Here is a 14,895-nt window from a genome sequence, read left to right on the forward strand (position 1 = left end):
GTGGTGCTGGCGGTGATCACCGTCGCCCAGTTCCCGGAACTGAAACTCTTGATGCCGCTGACGGCGTGGGTGGTGATCTGGACGCTGACCCTGCTACCAGCCATCACCCCATGGTGGGCGAGGAAACTCGGCGTCGTGCAGTAGGCTTTCTTTTGGCGGGCAGGCGCGTGAATCCTAGGGCAATCCCGGCGCGCTCAGTAGGGCACGTCGGCTGCGGCACAAAGAAACGCCATCAGCGGCACGGCCGCGGCAAAGCGGCCGCTGGCGAGCGCGACCAGATCGCCGCCGACGATTTCGCCGCGCGAAAGCGGCGCCAGCGCGATGAAGTCCTTGCGCTTCAGGTCATCGATCGCCGGATGGTCGGCGGCATAACCGCGCGGCGGCCGCGCCAGGCTGTCGCCCGCCAACGCCCAGGCGGCGCGGAATTCCGGCTGGTCGCGCACGGCAAACCAGCGCTCGGGCTTGGCCACGATCCAGTCGCGAATCCTGCCCAGCGCAGCCGCTTCCGGACGCCAGCAGCCGGCGCCGAGAAAACATTCGTCGCCGGCGACATGCAGATAGAAGCCCGGCGCGTGCACGTCCTTGCCGAGCGAATGGCGAAACTGGATGCCGATGTTGGTCTTGTAAGGCGTCTTGTCGCGCGCAAAGCGCGTGTCGCGGAAGACGCGCATCAGCGAGCCACCCATGCGCCGCGGATCGGCCCTGAAATTCGGCGCGATTCCGGTCAATGGCGCCTGCATCGCACAAATGAAATCTAGCGCAGGGTCACGCACCAGATCTTCGTAGCGATCACGGTTCGCCGCGAACCAGGCCCGATCATTGTTCGCCGCCAGTTCGTCGAGAAACGCGAAGGTCGCGCTGGAAAACATCTTTCACTCCGCCGTCAGCCGGCCGGACAGCGGCCGTGCCGACGATTCTGCGCGAATTCATCGCCCACGTGAACGGAAGTCACCGGAAGAACCGGTACTTCGTCGGCCATCCGGCCGCTGTCACTGACAGCCTTACTCTTCCTCTTCACCGGCAAGGTCGCGCCGCGGCACGGTCTGCGGATCGCAGATGATCGGGCGGTAGATTTCAACGCGGTCGCCGGCACGCAGCGAGGCGTCGAGCGTCGTCGCCCGGCTGAAGATGCCGACGCGCTGCGTCTCCAGATCGATGTGCGGGAACATGCGCAGCACGCCCGATTTTTCGATCGCCTGCAGCACGGTCGCGTCGTCGGCAACCTCGATATTCAGCCAGACCTGGTTGCCCGGCTCGGAATAGGCCACTCCTACTTGCATCAGACTTCCTCCTTCGCTGCTTCGCTCGCTGCCGCCGCAGCTGCTGCAGCGGCAGCCTTCGCCGCCGCGCGTTCGGCCTTGCGCCGCGCCGCGGCTTCAGCCTTCTCGCGTGCCTCGCGCTCAAGCCGCTCGGCGCGCGCCTTGACCAGCGCCCGCGAGGCGTCGCTGCGCAGCTGCGCCCGCTGCTTGGTCTGCAGTTCGCCCTTGGCATGCGCAAAATACTGCACCAGCCGGATCGCCGACGGACAGGTCCAGGCACAACAGGCGCAGGAGATGCAGTCCTTCAGCCCGAGCGCAGTTGCGCCGTCGAGATCGCCAACGCGGATGTGCGCCGCCATTTCCAGCGGCAACAGCCCCATCGGGCAGGCCTTGACGCAGGAACCGCAGCGGATGCACGGGCCTTCGTCAGGGCGCGCCACTTCGGCGGCGGCCAGCGCGAGAATGCCGCTCGTTCCCTTGATCACCGGCACCCGCGCATGCGGCAGCTGCGTGCCCATCATCGGGCCGCCCATGACCAGTCGCGCCGGCGCGGACTTGAGAGCGCAGAAGGCGAGCACGTCTTCGACCAGCGTACCGATGCGCACGCGGATGTTGCCCGGTTGGCCGACGGCTGCACCATTGACGGTGAGCAGGCGCTCGACCAGCGGTTCGCCGAAGCGGATGGCGCGATGCACGGCAGCGGCGGTACCGACGTTGTGCACCAGCACGCCACAGTCCGACGACAGCCCGTCGGCCGGCACTTCGCGCCCGGTGAGTACCTTGATCAGCTGCTTTTCCGAGCCCATCGGGTAGCGCGCCGGCAGCGAACGCACGCTGAGGCCGGCCACACCGGCGATGGCCGCGCGCATCGCGGCGATCGCCTCGGGCTTGTTTTCCTCGATGCCGATCACTGCATCGCTGGCGCCGGTGGCGTGCAGCAGGATGCGCACGCCGTCGACGATGTCGGCGGCGCAATCGCGCATCAGCCGGTCGTCGCAGGACAGATACGGTTCGCATTCGCCACCGTTCAAGATCAGCGTCTTGACTTCGGTGCGCTGGCCGAGCGCCAGTTTCACTGCCGCCGGGAAGGTGGCGCCACCGAGGCCGACGATGCCGGCTGCCGCAACGCGGTTGGCAATCTCGGTCGGCGACAAGGCGAAAGGATCGTCACAGCCGGTGAATTCGGCGGGACGATCCTCGCCATCGGACTCGATGGTGATCGCCGGATAAGCGAGTCCGGAAGGATGCGGCGCGGCAATCTCGCCGATCGCGGCGACGACGCCCGAAGTCGGCGCATGGATCGGTGCCGAGACCTTGCCCTGCGCCTCGGCAATCAGCTGGCCGCGCAGCACGCGCTGACCGACCACCACCGCCGGCCGCGCCGGTGCTCCGATGTGCTGCTGCAGCGGCACGTAAAGTTTCGCCGGCAGCGGCAGCGTGCGCACCGCGAGATCGGCAGCGGGCCGCTTGTGTTCGTCGTCGGGGTGAATCCCCCAGCCCGGCGCAGCCAACAGTTTGTCGATGAATCCCATGGTCTCTCCGTCGTGATCGAGCTTGCCGTTCAGGCTTGGGCGGAAATCGAGCAGTTTTTATGCCACGCTGAATCCCGGCGCCTTGAACCCGGCCGCCGACCGCCGCCGCCGCGCGATTGTTGTTGCCCACGCCGCCGCAGGCTATGCTTGCCGCCGATTTACCGGCATGCGGCCGCAGCAGGGCACGACAGACATGGATGTCGCAGTGCTTGGGCAGGCTTGTTTCAAGTGCGACAGCCTTGGAGCAATCACGACACTCAGCCGATTGCGGCAGTGCCAGCAGTTCCCCGGCGTACAATGTTCCTGGCGTGAAAACTGCTTTTGCGTGCAGTCGCCCGGAATTCCATCGGCAGGAGCCCCAGATGAATCCAGAATCCAAACCTTCGGCGGCGCCGGAGGCCATGCAGCAGACCGCACTCGATTCGAGCGTTTTCCGGGAAACGCTTGAACAGGCCGACGTTGCCGTATCGATCACCGACGGCAAGGCCAACATCCTCTACGTCAATCCCGCGTTTACCCGCGTCACCGGCTATTCGGCGGAGGATGCGGTCGGTCGCAACCAGTCGCTGATCTCCAACAAGACGACGCCGCGCACGGTCTATACCTCGCTCTGGCGCAAGATCACCAACGGCCAGAGCTGGTCGGGGCGGCTGGTCAACCGCCGGCGCGACGGCACCCCCTACCTCGCCGACCTGACCATCACGCCGGTACAGGACGCCAGCGGCGTCACCGTCAATTACCTCGGCATGCACCGCGACATCACCCTGCTGCATGAACTCGAGTGCCAGGTGCGCAACCAGAAGGCATTGATCGAATCGGTGGTCGACACGGCACCGGTGCTGATCGCCCTGCTCGACGCGAATCGTCGCGTCGTTCTCGACAACCACGCCTACAAGAAACTGATGGCCGACCTCGGCATGCAGGAACCGGCGCAGCAGATCCTCGCCGCCGCCGGCTTTGCGTCGACCACGCTGATCGAGGAAGAGCCCGGCGAATTCATTTTCCACGACCGCGAAGTCTGCCTTGAGCGCAGCGGCTGGGCGACACCGCGCTGGTTCTCGTGCTCGCTGGTCAGCGTCGAGGAAGACGATGCGACCGCCGACGCTTTCTTTGTCCGCCAGCGTCGGCGTTACCTGTTGCTGACCGCAATCGAAATCACCAATCTGCGCGCCGAACAGGAAAAGTCGCGCATGGCCGCGCTGCGCGCTGTTCTTGCCGAAGCCGAACGTATCGACGGCTTGCGCGAAAGCCTGTCGGCAGCGATCTACCAACTGGAAGGACCGATCAACGTGATCTCCTCTGCGGTGGCGATGCTCGCCCGGCGCAGCCAGAGCGAGCCGATGGCGCAGGCACTCGCCGACGCCGTCGCCGCCGGTCAGGCGGCACTGGAGAACCTGCGCAGCGAAATTCCGCCGGCGCGCTTTGAAGAGCGCGAGGCGGTGAGCGTCAACGAACTGCTGCGTGACGTCCTCGAACTGTCGACGCGCTCGCTGCTCGCCGCCGGCATCGTCGTGAACTGGACGCCGGCCTCGCGCCTGCCGTCGCTGCTCGGCTACCCGAACCGCCTGCGCACGATGTTCAAGGCACTCGTCGACAATGCGCTCGAAGCAATGAACGTCAAGGGCTGGCGCGAACGCGAACTGCATCTGTCGACGCGCGCGACACGCGGCGGCATCGAAGTGCTGATCGAAGACAGCGGCCCGGGAATTCCGGCCGAACTGCGCCTGCGCGCCTTCGAACCTTTCTTCTCGACCAAGAAGGGCGGCGGCCGTCATCTCGGCACCGGCCTGTCGGCGGCGCAGCAGACCGCCAACGACCACGGCGGGCTGATTGAAATCGACGAGGCCGCTGGCCGCGGCTGTCGCATCCGTCTGAGTTTTCCGCTGCGCAACAGCGATGGAGGGCTGGCATGACTGGCGGCCACGCAGACAGCGCGCTCTCGCATGTCCAGCTCGACGCGCTCTACCGCGTCAGCCAGATCCTCTCGCGCTCGCTCGACTATCGGCGAACGCTGCAGCAGGTACTCGAGGCGCTCGACGACCATGCCGGACTGACGCGCGGCTCGGTCAGCGTCGTCGACCCGCAGAGCGGCGACCTTTTCGTCAATTCGGTACATGGCATCGACGTCGGCAGCGAGCCGGTGCGTTACCAGTCCGGCGAAGGCATCCTCGGACTGATTCTCGAGAACGACCAGACCATCGCCCTTGCCAGCGTCGACTCGGAGCCGCGCTTTCTCAACCGGCTTGGCATCTACGACACCGCGCTGCCCTTCATCGCCGCACCGATCCGCGCCGGCGGCGCGCTGCACGGCGTGCTCGCGGTGCAGCCGGGAGAGGCCGACGACGGACGACTGAAGGATCGGGCGCGCTTTGTCGAAATGGTGGCCAACCTGATCGGCCTGTCGGTGCGCCTGTCGCTGGAAAACGAGCAGGAAAAACAGAGCCTCGCCGAAGAGCGCGACAGCCTGCGGCGGACGGTGCGCAGCCAGCACGGCTTCGAGAACATCGTCGGCCGCTCGATGGCGATGCGCCGCGTCTTCGACCAGATCCGCATGGTGTCGAAGTGGAACACGACGGTGCTCATCCGCGGCGAAACCGGCACCGGCAAGGAACTGATCGCCAACGCCATCCATTACAACTCGCCGCGCGCGCGCGGCGCCTACGTGCGCCTCAACTGCGCGGCGCTGCCGGAAACCCTGCTCGAGAGCGAACTCTTCGGCCATGAGCGCGGCGCCTTCACCGGTGCCGTCGCGGCACGGCGCGGCCGCTTCGAGCAGGCCGACGGCGGCACCATTTTCCTCGACGAAATCGGCGAAATCTCGCCGGCTTTCCAGGCCAAGCTGCTGCGCGTGCTGCAGGAAGGCGAGCTTGAGCGCGTCGGCGGTACGCGTACGGTCAAGATCGACGTTCGCGTCATCACCGCGACGCACCGCGATCTCGAAGCTGCGGTGCAGGCCGGGCAGTTCCGCGAGGACTTGTACTACCGCCTCAACGTCATGCCGATCTCGCTGCCGCCCTTGCGCCAGCGCACCGAAGACATCGCCGAAATCGCCCGTCACCTGGCCACGCGCATCGGCACGGCGCAGGGACGGCCGGTGTCGCTGGCCGAATCAGCACTGCGCCGGCTGATCGAGTATCCGTGGCCGGGCAATGTGCGCGAGCTGGAAAATTGCCTCGAACGTGCGGCGGTGATGTCGGAATCGGGCGTCATCGACGCCAGCCTGATCCAGGTCGACCGTCACCGCGACGGTGGCGGCATGCGCAGCGAAGCGCCACGCACAGCGCCACCGGCTGAGGCAGCGGCGGCGCCGTCGGCCGCGCCGGCGCACAGTACCGGCGCACTCAACGATCCGGGGCTCGACGAGCGCGAACGCGTCATCGCCGCGCTCGAACAGGCCGGCTGGGTGCAGGCCAAGGCGGCCCGTCTGCTCGGCATGACACCGCGACAGATCGCCTACCGCATCCAGACGCTGAACATCCCGGTCAAGCAGTTCTGATCCGTGGAAAGCGTGGCACCGGCGCACGCAGCGAGTGCGTGCGACCGGCGCGTTCGCCGGGTATGAAGCCAGCTTCGCCCGGCGTACGCCGGCGGGTGAAGCTCAGCGCGAGCGCGTCGCGTCGATGGAAAAAAGCACCTGCACGTCGCGCGGCGCGGCGGTATACGGCGCCGAACTGACCAGCAGATCGGCACCGGCCGCGGCGTAGGCCGCCGCATTGTCGGCGCGGACGCCGCCGGCGGCGGCGAGCAGCGGGCGGCGCACCGCCCCGCCTGCGGCAGCCAGCTTGTTCACACCGGCGCGACACGCCGCCACCTGCGCCGGCGAGAACTTCTCGAGCTGCAGCACGTCGGCGCCAGCGGCCGCCCAGAGCAGTGCCTCCTCGACCGAGCCGACCTCGACCACTACCTTCTTTTCCGGCTCGCGCCGTTGCAGGCGCTGTACCGTCGCCGCCGGCGCTTCGCTGAGGAACAGCCGATGCTCGGCGAACAGCAGCAGCGTTTCCGACAGGCCAAGCCGGTGCATCGTCGCGCCACCGGCGCGCACCGCCTTCACCGACAAGGTCTTGGTTCCCGGTACGTTCTTGCGCGTGCACGCCACCGGCACGTCGCCGGCGGCGGCTACCAGCGCCGAAGCGGCGCTGGCAATACCGCTGGCCCACTCGACCAGCACCTGCGCCGTCTTCCATACCCGATGCAGGCTTTCCGCCGACCCGCTTACTTCGAGAAAGCGGTCGCCGGGTGCCAGCAGCTGGCCGGAGACCGCTGCACCCGCGGCCACCCGCGCGCCGGCCAGCGCGAACAGGCGCGCCGCCTCTTCGACGGCGCAAACGGTCATCGCCTGCCGCGCGTAAAAGCCCAGACTGCCGCGCTGGCCGCCGATGGCGAGTGCTTCTGTGCTGAGATCGCCACCGCCAACGTCGTCTTCAAGCAGGCGCAGCAGCGCGTCGTCGCCGAGGACGGGAGCTCTCACAGCGCGTAGCCGTAGGACTTGATTACCGCTTTCGCCTTGTCACCCTTGAGATACTTGACCAGTGCTTCGGCAGCAGCCTTGCCCTTGCCCTTTTCGAGGATCACCGCGTCCTGGCGAATCGGCGAATAGAGCTTCTCCGGAACCAGCCAGGCCGAACCTTCGATCTTGCCATCCTTGATCACCTGCGACAGGGCAACGAAGCCGAGCAGCGCATTGCCGCTGGCAACGAACTGGTGCGCCTGCGAGATGTTCTCGCCGGTGACGAACTTCGGCTGCAGGCTGTCATAAACGCCGAGCGCCTTCATCGCTTCGACGGCGGCAGCACCGTAGGGCGCGAGTTTCGGATTGGCCAGCGAGATGTGATCGAAGCCGCCCTTCTTCAGCACGGCACCTTCACCGTCAACGATGGCCGATTTCGGCGACCACAGCACCAGTTTGCCAATGGCGTAAGTGAACTGGCTGCCGGCAAGGGCAGCGTTTTCCTTGACCAGACGCGTCGGCGTTTCGTCGTCGGCGGCGAGCAGCACTTCAAACGGCGCGCCGTTCTTGATCTGCGCGTAGAACTTGCCGGTCGAGCCGTAGGAAGCGACCAGCTTGTGGCCAGTATCCTTCTCGAAATCAGGGGCGATCTTCTGCATCGGCGCGGTGAAATTGGCGGCGACGGCGACGGAGACCTCGTCGGCCAGCGCCAGCGAGGAAACGCCGGGAAGAGCGAGCAGCAGAGCAACCAGCAAGCGCGAAACTTTCATTTGCAACTCCTTGTTTATTTTAAATAAATTAATCGACCGGAATTACTCGGTCGCAACCAGGAAAACACTGGATGCCTTGAAGACCGCCGTCACCGGCTGGCCGACCGCCAGACCCAGACGACCGACGCTGGCGTCGGTGATGACCGCGGTGATGACGTGCCGCCCGCCGGGCAGATTGATCGTCACCTCGGCGTTCACCGGTCCTTCATGGATATCGGCAATCGTGCCGCGGAAACGGTTGCGCGCCGAGATGCGCGCATCTTCCTCGACGACCAGCACGATCGACGATGCCTTGACGAAAGCCAGCACATCGCGGCCTTCGGCGAGGCCGAGCCCCTCGGCCGACTCGCGCGTGACGATCGCGGTCAGCGTCAGATCGGCATCGAGACGGATGCTGACCTCGGTATCGACAGCGCCTTCCTTGAGCGCGACGACCGGACCGGCAAACTGGTTGCGGGCACTGCTCTTCATCGACATCCTCCTCAAGATCTGACGGAAGCCGGCAGTGTCGACGGCGACATCCTGCTCCAGATTGCCGGTCAGCTTTTCCAATGCAAGTTGGTATTCCTGTTCCAGCGCGCGATAGAAAGCGATCAGCCGCCGCCCGAAGGGCGTCAGCTCGGTGCCGCCGCCGTGACGGCCGCCGGCCGCGCGCGACACCAGCGGCTCGGGTGCCAGGTTGTTCATCGCATCGACCGCGTCCCAGGCAGCCTTGTACGAAAAAGGCACGGCCTTGGCCGCCTGCGAGATCGAGCCGTGTTCGTCAATGGCTTCGAGCAGGCGGATGCGCTTGTCGCCGAGGAAGTTGCCGACCGCCGTTTCGATCAGCAACTTGCCGGTGAGTTTGGTGGCTTCTGATGTCATCTATCTTTCTCTCCGGGCAGGCCGCAGACCGCCCGATCGGTCAACTAGCGTTAGATACACAAGGATACAGCGCTTTTCCGATCATGGCTCGCTCCGGCAGCCAGCAACGCGAGCGCTGTTCCCGGCAGCAAACCATCTGCCCTGCGCATCATCGTGGCATCGAGCCGCTGAAACTCAGCGAGCGCCGCGCTTTTTCGGCGTAAGCAACGACATTGCGCAACACCAGCCAGCGCCGGTCGCGCAGGCGCCATGCCGCCAGCGTTTCGGCATAGACCGGCATCTCGAAAAACAGGTCGTCCTCGTCGGCAACGAGCTGCGTCAGGATGTAGCGACAGGCGCAAAAACAGGGCTCGTCGTGTTCGTCGTGACCGATGGTGCGCTCGGCCGACATCTCGTATTCACGAAAGACGTCGAAGCGCACTGGCTCGATCGCCAGATCAGACCACGATGCGGGCAACTCCTGTCGCCAGCGGACGTCCTGCACATCGCGGCAGGAGCGACGGAGCTTGCCTGCGCTGCGCGCCTCAATGTTGAGCGATGTACGCATTTCTTCTCTCCTCGACTGTTCTTTGCGATCCGCCGTCGGCGAGGACGTCGCAACCGGCCGGAGCGATTTTCCGGGGCACCTGCGCGGCGTCCTGTGCGGAACCGAAGCCCGGGCGAAAGCTGCTTTCGCTATGTAGTCGAGCAAACAACGTACCACCCCGGCCGGTGCTGCGACCGGGAAGCGCGTCAAAGCATGCTTGCAGCGCCGTCGCGCCTGCCGCGGGAACGCTATCGGTCAACGCCCTGCCAGGCGCGCAAGTCAACAAGACAGGGCTGCGAGCCACAGTTGCCATCTGTAAATTTTCCTACAGCGTTGTGTCGTTAACTACATAACGTAACAATCCGGCCTGTGCCTTCGCCATGCCAGCGGCGTTGAAAACTGTCGCCGCTCCGCGCCAATCGGGATGTTGAAGCCATGCGCTCCGGAATGCCCGCCACCTACCGTTATGGTGGCACATATATTGCGCTCACCAGAGCATCGCCACGTCACCCCGGCCAATGGGGTTGGCCGAAAAAGGGTGGCCGGCGTCACATTCGTCCTGATCCAGCTCACCAAGAAAGAGTGCAGATGAAACTGAAAAACTATCCCGTTCCATGCCTGCTTAGCCTCGCGGTATCGCTGGCACTGCAGGGGCTGGCGCACGCCGGCGACAGCGCAAGCTCCGACAGCAAGGTGTTCACCCTTGGCCAGATCTCGGTAACGGCGGCGCGCATCGACGAGAACCCGGTCGGCACGGCAACGCTCGACGCCGAGCAGTTGCGCGACTTCGACAAGGACGGCCTCGCCGACGCAGTCAATCTCGTTCCCGGCGTCGCCTCGACCGCCGGCGCCGGCAACCGCAACGAGGCGCTGATCAGCGTGCGCGGTTTCGATCGCTGGCAGGTGCCGCTGCTGATGGACGGCATCCGCCTCTATCTGCCGGCCGACAACCGCATCGACTTTGACCGCTTCCTGACGCCTGACCTCTCCGAAATCCAGATTTCCAAGGGCTACGTGTCGGTACTCAACGGCCCGGACGGCATGGGCGGCGCGATCAATCTGGTGACGCGCAAGCCGGTCAAACCGTTCGAAGGCGAAGTGCGGGCTTCGATGGCGCTCGGCAACGATGGTCGCTACAACGGCAACACGCTCTATACCAATCTCGGTGGGCGCAGCGACATCGGCTACTACCAGGTCAGCGTCGAGCAGCGCGACGTGGACCACTGGCAGCTATCCCGGGATTTCAAGCCGACCGTCGCCGAGGACGGTGGCAACCGCGACCACACCAGCAAGAACGACTGGCGCGTCAACCTCAAGGCCGGCATCACGCCCAACGCCACCGACGAGTACTCGCTCAACTTCGTCAAGCAGAGCGGTGAGAAGCACGGTATCGGCGCGGTAACCGGCATGTCGACGATAAGCACCTGGGACTGGCCGAAATGGGACACCTGGAGCCTGTACTGGCTGTCGCACACGCAGATCACCGACAAGACCTACGTCAAGACCAAGGCCTACTACAACACCTTCGAGAATGACCTGGTCGCCTACACCAATGTCACGCTGAACACGAAGAACTGGACAAGCTCCTACGACGACAACGCCAAGGGCGCCAGCGTCGAACTCGGTACCGATCACTTCGCGCAGCAGACGCTGAAGACGGCGCTGCACTTCCGCCGCGACGAGCACACCGAATGGCAGCTGACACACGCCAGCGGTTTCACCGAGCCGAAACAGACGACGATCGAGGACACGCTATCGCTGGCCGTCGAGGACACCTGGCATGTCACGCCGAAACTCGATCTGGTCGGCGGCATCAGCCGCGACGCGCGCTTCTCCAGGCAGGCGCAGGAATACGCGAGCAATGTGCTGTTCAACCAGCCGATCGCCGACAGTTTCGCCACCAACTACCAGGCGGCGGCGATCTACCGCTATCGCGACAGCGGCAAGCTGCACCTGTCGGCATCGAACCGCACGCGCTTCCCGACCATGTTCGAGCGCTTCAGTTCGCGCTTCGGCGGTGCCATCTCCAATCCCGGACTCAAACCGGAACGCGCGCTCAATCTCGAACTCGGTGTCGCCGACGAGCTGCTGCCGGGTCTGCGCGGCGAGGCGGCGCTGTTCCACAGCCGTGTCGACGATGCCATCCAGTCGGTGCAGGTTCTCTACAACGGCAACTATTACGGGCAGAACCAGAACGTCGGCGAAGCGACGTTCAAAGGCATCGAACTCGGGCTGAAGGCGCGTTTCTCCGACTCGCTCGAGGTCGGCGGCAACTACACCTACATCCACACGCACATCAACAACCCCAACGACTCGAGCGCACGGCTGACGACGACGCCGCAGAACAAGGCCTTCCTCTATGCCAAGTGGCGGCCGCTCGCGGCACTCAGCGTCATCCCCAATCTTGAGTACGCGAGCCCGCGCTGGTCGTCCACGGCGGTCGGGACTGGCTACGTGCAGACCGGCGAATACGCGCTGCTCAACGTCAAGCTTGAATACAAGCTGCGCCGCGACTGGGATGTCTCGCTCTCCGCACGCAACCTGCTCGACAAGAATTATCAGCTCGTCGACGGCTATCCGCAGGAAGGCCGCAACTTCCTCATCGCCACCCGCTTCCAGTTCTGAACCCAAGGGAAAATCATGATCAAGACATTTCGCGCCGCACTCCTCATCCCCGCCTTTGCCGCCATCGCCTTCGCCTTCTCCGGCAACGCCATGGCACACAGCAAGGCCGCCGATCCCTCGAAGTACGTCACGCAAAGCATCGCCGTTGCCGGCGCCGTCGAGCACAAGCTCAGGCTCAGCGTCGACGACCTGAAGGCCTTCCCGCCATCGCAGGTAAGCGACACACCGCTCGTCTGCCAGTCGGGCGCCAAGGTCGGACAGCTGGAGAACATCAAGGGCGTCCTCCTGCGCGACGTTCTCGAAAAAGCCAGCGTCGTCTCGAAAAACCACAACGACGTCAAGAAGACGGTCGTCATCGCCAAGGCATCCGACGGCTACAAGGTCGTATTTTCCTGGAGCGAGCTCTTCAACTCGCCGCTTGGCGAAGGCGTCATCGTCTTCTTCGAGAAGGACGGCAAGGCGCTTGAAGACGACGAAGGCCGGATCGCCCTGGTATCGACCAAGGACATCCGTACCGGCCCGCGCCACGTCAAATGGCTCAAGGCTATCGAGGTGAAGAAGATCGTCGACTGAGCCGGCCCGCGCCGCCAGGCGCAGTACGCAAAAAGGGAGAAATAATGAACAAGGCACCTCGCCGCGCGGCATTCCGTCGCCGGCTTATCGCCACGCTGGTGGCGTCACTCTGTGGCGCTATCGCGCACGCCGAAGACACACTGCTCGGCACGGTCGAAGTCTCGGCCGATGCCGAAAAAGTGTCAGCAGCCGGCATGCAGCCAGACCGTAGCAGCCCGTCGACGGCGTATGTCGTCGATCAGGAAGCGATGCGCCTCTACGACACGCCGGGCGGCACCAATCCCTATACGGCGCTCGCCGAGATTCCTGGCGTCAAGGTAAGCACGGTCGACGCCTACGGACTGAACAACACGCAGGGCGGGCAGAAGGGCCTGCGCGTACGCGGCGAGGTGAGCACGCACGGTGTCGCCGGCACGTTCGAGGGCCTGCCGCTCGGCGGCCCCGGCCCCGGACCGGGCTATCTGTTCCTGTTCGACAAGGAGAACATCGAGAGCATCCGCTTCGCGCAAGGCGCCATTTCGGCCGACCAGACGGCCTTGTTCACGTCCTTCGGCGCCATCGACACCCGCCTGCTCTGGCCGCGCGAAGAAGCCCGCCGCCAGATCAGCTCGAGCATCGGCAGCGAGGGTTTCCACCGCAACTTCGTGCGTCTCGACAGCGGCCGTCTCGCCAGTGGCACGGCGCTTTTCTTCTCGGCATCCGATACCAAGGCCAACAAATGGCGCGGCTACGGCGACGCGCCCGCCAACCGCGCCAATTACGAGTTCGCGCTCGACCAGCGCGTGGGCGATCTGCGCGTCAAGCTTGCACTGGCGCAGAACGACCAGTCGCAGAACAACTACAAGGCGCTGACCTACGCGCAGGCGACCGACCTCAATCGTTTCCGCAACTACGACTACGTCAACAATCCGGCCAACTCCGACCACTACAACTACAACCGGCAGGACTTCCGCAATCAGGTGGCACTCGCCGAGATCGAATACGCCTTCTCGCCGCAGACGACACTGACGTTCAAGCCCTATTACGCGAAGGAAGAAGGCTATTACCTCTATGCCAGCGTTCCAGCTAGCCAGCCCAACAACACCACTCAGGTGCAGAAGTGGCTCTTCGACCACACGACTTACGGCCTCAGCAGCGAGTTGCGCACCGTACTCGCCGACACCGACCTCAAGTTCGGCTATTCGTGGACTTCGACCGAGCCGCCGGGGCCGCCAACGACGCGCAAGCAATACCGGATCGTCAACGGCAATCTCGTCTTCCAGCAGTGGTCGCTGCTGTCAAAGGTCGTCGACCGGCACGAGTTCGAGAATTTCTATGCGACGGCGAAGCACAGTTTCGGCGATCTGACGCTGCGCGGCGGCCTGCGTTACGCGGTCGAGACGCTGCCTGGCATCAATGCCTACAACACCAATGGCATCGGCGATGTCTCGGCTGACGAGGCGATCTCCAGCGCCACGCTCAACGCGACGCGCAGCGTGAAAAGCCGCAGTTTCGGCAACTGGTTGCCGGAAGTCGGCGTCTCCTACGACCTGCGTCCGGGCGTCGAGGTGCACGCCAGCCTCGGCCGCAACATCGGCGCACCGTCGTTCGACGCCTTCAACCAGGCGCCGGCCGGCGGCATCACCACCAGCCAGCAGTACTGGGACCGGATCGAACCCGAACTGTCGACCAACCTCGACATCGGCGCCCGCCTGCGCTTCGACAAGGTCTACATCGACCCGACGATTTACTTCTCGCGCACGCGCAACAAGGCGGTCAGCGTCTTCAGCTCGACCACCAACACGGTGTACGGGCAGAACGTCGGCAAGACACAGGGCAGCGGCTTCCAGCTCGCCGCCGGCTGGTCGGCGACGAACACGCTGCAGCTGTTCACCGCGCTGTCGTACAGCCTGTCGTCGTTCACCGAGGATGTGCGCACCACCGGTGGCGCCATCCTGCCGGTCGAAGGCAAACAGCTGCCCGACGTGCCGAAGTGGATGGGCAACGTCGGCGCCGCGTGGCGGCAGAACGGTTTCACCGTCGCGCCGATCGTCCAGTACGTCGGTCCGCGCTGGGCGACGACCGACTACACCCAACGTGTGCCCGGCTATTTCACCGCCGACCTGACGCTCGGCTACGGCGAGAAGAGTCACTGGGGCAAATGGGACGTCTCGCTGGCGATCCTGAACGTCTTTGACCGCAAGTACATCGGCCAGATCAGCACCAGCGAAGTCAACACCTCGGCCACCGGCGCCATCTACTACCCCGGTGCACCGCGCACGGCGGTGGCCTCCGTCAGCCTCACTTTCTAAGGAGTCCA

At 64.9% G+C, this 14,895-nt stretch carries 12 protein-coding genes; 5 read left to right on the forward strand and 7 right to left on the reverse strand.

The window, feature by feature from the left end:
• Positions 1 to 194 precede the first annotated feature (194 nt).
• The 3 genes from GGD90_RS15165 to rsxC all read right to left on the reverse strand — a co-directional run bounded on the left by GGD90_RS15165 (position 195) and on the right by rsxC (position 2,791).
• The gene (locus tag GGD90_RS15165; protein WP_153117650.1) at positions 195 to 869 is read right to left on the reverse strand and encodes a DUF2461 domain-containing protein; all 675 of its coding nucleotides are present in this window, start codon (positions 867 to 869) and stop codon (positions 195 to 197) included.
• Positions 870 to 1,001: 132 nt separating this feature from the next.
• Entirely contained in the window at positions 1,002 to 1,280 is a 279-nt protein-coding gene (locus GGD90_RS15170) for an RnfH family protein (RefSeq protein ID WP_153117649.1), read from the reverse strand.
• Positions 1,280 to 2,791 (reverse strand): electron transport complex subunit RsxC, encoded by a 1,512-nt coding sequence (gene rsxC, locus GGD90_RS15175; protein WP_153117648.1) that lies wholly within the window; start codon positions 2,789 to 2,791, stop codon positions 1,280 to 1,282. Before rsxC ends, GGD90_RS15170 begins: the two co-directional genes overlap by 1 nt.
• A gap of 362 nt (positions 2,792 to 3,153) precedes the next feature.
• Between rsxC and nifL the strand changes: the two genes are divergently transcribed.
• Positions 3,154 to 4,704 (forward strand): nitrogen fixation negative regulator NifL, encoded by a 1,551-nt coding sequence (gene nifL / locus GGD90_RS15180; RefSeq protein WP_153117647.1) that lies wholly within the window; start codon positions 3,154 to 3,156, stop codon positions 4,702 to 4,704.
• Positions 4,701 to 6,287, forward strand: coding sequence for a nif-specific transcriptional activator NifA (gene nifA, locus GGD90_RS15185; RefSeq protein ID WP_153117646.1), 1,587 nt, complete (start codon positions 4,701 to 4,703; stop codon positions 6,285 to 6,287). The genes nifL and nifA overlap by 4 nt, the downstream gene beginning before the upstream one ends.
• Positions 6,288 to 6,389: 102 nt before the next feature.
• On the opposite strand, the gene modD is transcribed toward nifA, so the two are convergent.
• From modD to GGD90_RS15205, 4 genes are all read right to left on the reverse strand, one after another.
• On the reverse strand, positions 6,390 to 7,259 hold the full coding sequence (gene modD / locus GGD90_RS15190) for a ModD protein (RefSeq protein ID WP_153117645.1): 870 nt from the start codon (positions 7,257 to 7,259) through the stop codon (positions 6,390 to 6,392).
• Positions 7,256 to 8,008: a molybdate ABC transporter substrate-binding protein gene (gene modA / locus GGD90_RS15195; protein WP_153117644.1), complete on the reverse strand. Its 753-nt coding sequence runs from the start codon at positions 8,006 to 8,008 to the stop codon at positions 7,256 to 7,258. The genes modD and modA overlap by 4 nt, the downstream gene beginning before the upstream one ends.
• Before the next feature lie 42 nt (positions 8,009 to 8,050).
• The gene (locus GGD90_RS15200; RefSeq protein ID WP_153117643.1) at positions 8,051 to 8,872 is read right to left on the reverse strand and encodes a TOBE domain-containing protein; all 822 of its coding nucleotides are present in this window, start codon (positions 8,870 to 8,872) and stop codon (positions 8,051 to 8,053) included.
• 148 nt (positions 8,873 to 9,020) lie between these two features.
• Positions 9,021 to 9,419, reverse strand: coding sequence for a hypothetical protein (locus GGD90_RS15205; RefSeq protein ID WP_153117642.1), 399 nt, complete (start codon positions 9,417 to 9,419; stop codon positions 9,021 to 9,023).
• 567 nt (positions 9,420 to 9,986) lie between these two features.
• Here GGD90_RS15205 and GGD90_RS15210 point away from each other — a divergent pair.
• From GGD90_RS15210 to GGD90_RS15220, 3 genes are read left to right on the forward strand one after another with little or no spacing between them, the layout of a single operon-like run.
• Entirely contained in the window at positions 9,987 to 12,023 is a 2,037-nt protein-coding gene (locus GGD90_RS15210) for a TonB-dependent receptor plug domain-containing protein (protein WP_153117641.1), read from the forward strand.
• A 15-nt stretch (positions 12,024 to 12,038) separates the two neighbouring features.
• Positions 12,039 to 12,596 carry a molybdopterin-dependent oxidoreductase gene (locus GGD90_RS15215; RefSeq protein WP_153117640.1) on the forward strand — a complete coding sequence of 186 codons (558 nt, stop codon included), beginning with the start codon at positions 12,039 to 12,041 and terminating at the stop codon, positions 12,594 to 12,596.
• A gap of 44 nt (positions 12,597 to 12,640) precedes the next feature.
• Complete coding sequence (locus GGD90_RS15220) at positions 12,641 to 14,887, forward strand: TonB-dependent receptor domain-containing protein (RefSeq protein WP_184415231.1); 2,247 nt, start codon at positions 12,641 to 12,643, stop codon at positions 14,885 to 14,887.
• Positions 14,888 to 14,895 lie beyond the last annotated feature (8 nt).

Origin of the sequence: Rhodocyclus tenuis, from assembly GCF_014197755.1 — a bacterium.
GTDB lineage: Bacteria > Pseudomonadota > Gammaproteobacteria > Burkholderiales > Rhodocyclaceae > Rhodocyclus > Rhodocyclus tenuis.

What these genes read in the sequence shown, in the direction of transcription:
- GGD90_RS15165 (WP_153117650.1), bottom strand. Translation starts at nt 869, where the DNA reads ATGTTTTCCAGCGCGACCTTCGCGTTTCTCGACGAACTGGCGGCGAAC.
- GGD90_RS15170 (WP_153117649.1), bottom strand. Translation starts at nt 1,280, where the DNA reads ATGCAAGTAGGAGTGGCCTATTCCGAGCCGGGCAACCAGGTCTGGCTG.
- rsxC (WP_153117648.1), bottom strand. Translation starts at nt 2,791, where the DNA reads ATGGGATTCATCGACAAACTGTTGGCTGCGCCGGGCTGGGGGATTCAC.
- nifL (WP_153117647.1), top strand. Translation starts at nt 3,154, where the DNA reads ATGAATCCAGAATCCAAACCTTCGGCGGCGCCGGAGGCCATGCAGCAG.
- nifA (WP_153117646.1), top strand. Translation starts at nt 4,701, where the DNA reads ATGACTGGCGGCCACGCAGACAGCGCGCTCTCGCATGTCCAGCTCGAC.
- modA (WP_153117644.1), bottom strand. Translation starts at nt 8,008, where the DNA reads ATGAAAGTTTCGCGCTTGCTGGTTGCTCTGCTGCTCGCTCTTCCCGGC.
- GGD90_RS15200 (WP_153117643.1), bottom strand. Translation starts at nt 8,872, where the DNA reads ATGACATCAGAAGCCACCAAACTCACCGGCAAGTTGCTGATCGAAACG.
- GGD90_RS15205 (WP_153117642.1), bottom strand. Translation starts at nt 9,419, where the DNA reads ATGCGTACATCGCTCAACATTGAGGCGCGCAGCGCAGGCAAGCTCCGT.
- GGD90_RS15210 (WP_153117641.1), top strand. Translation starts at nt 9,987, where the DNA reads ATGAAACTGAAAAACTATCCCGTTCCATGCCTGCTTAGCCTCGCGGTA.
- GGD90_RS15215 (WP_153117640.1), top strand. Translation starts at nt 12,039, where the DNA reads ATGATCAAGACATTTCGCGCCGCACTCCTCATCCCCGCCTTTGCCGCC.
- GGD90_RS15220 (WP_184415231.1), top strand. Translation starts at nt 12,641, where the DNA reads ATGAACAAGGCACCTCGCCGCGCGGCATTCCGTCGCCGGCTTATCGCC.